General features: G+C 54.4%; 1 pseudogene. It reads left to right on the forward strand.

Features of this window, described 5'->3' with window-relative positions:
* A pseudogene (locus KDM89_RS20770) lies at positions 1-344 on the forward strand (NAD(P)(+) transhydrogenase (Re/Si-specific) subunit alpha); the annotation flags it as partial.

The following is a 344-nucleotide window of genomic DNA, read 5'->3' on the forward strand; positions in this document are numbered from 1 at the left end:
TAGACCTCCGGTCAAAGAACAAGTAGAATCGCTGGGCGCGAAATTCATTGACGTCCCCTATGAGACCGATGAGGAACGCGAAATAGCTCAAGGTGTTGGCGGCTATGCACGCCCTATGCCTGCAGCCTGGATGCAACGCCAGGCCGCGCTGGTCCATGAGCGGGCCAAACAAGCTGACATTATTATCACTACTGCTTTGATACCGGGCCGAAAAGCGCCGGTGCTGATTTCCGAAGACACGGTAAAAGCAATGAAGCCAGGCTCAGTGATCGTCGATATGGCGGTCGAGCAGGGCGGCAACTGTCCACTCTCTGAATTGGGTAAAACTGTCACCAAACATGGCG

Origin of the sequence: Cognatundibacterium luofuense, from assembly GCF_018139685.1 — a bacterium.
Classification (GTDB): domain Bacteria; phylum Pseudomonadota; class Gammaproteobacteria; order Burkholderiales; family Burkholderiaceae_D; genus Undibacterium; species Undibacterium luofuense.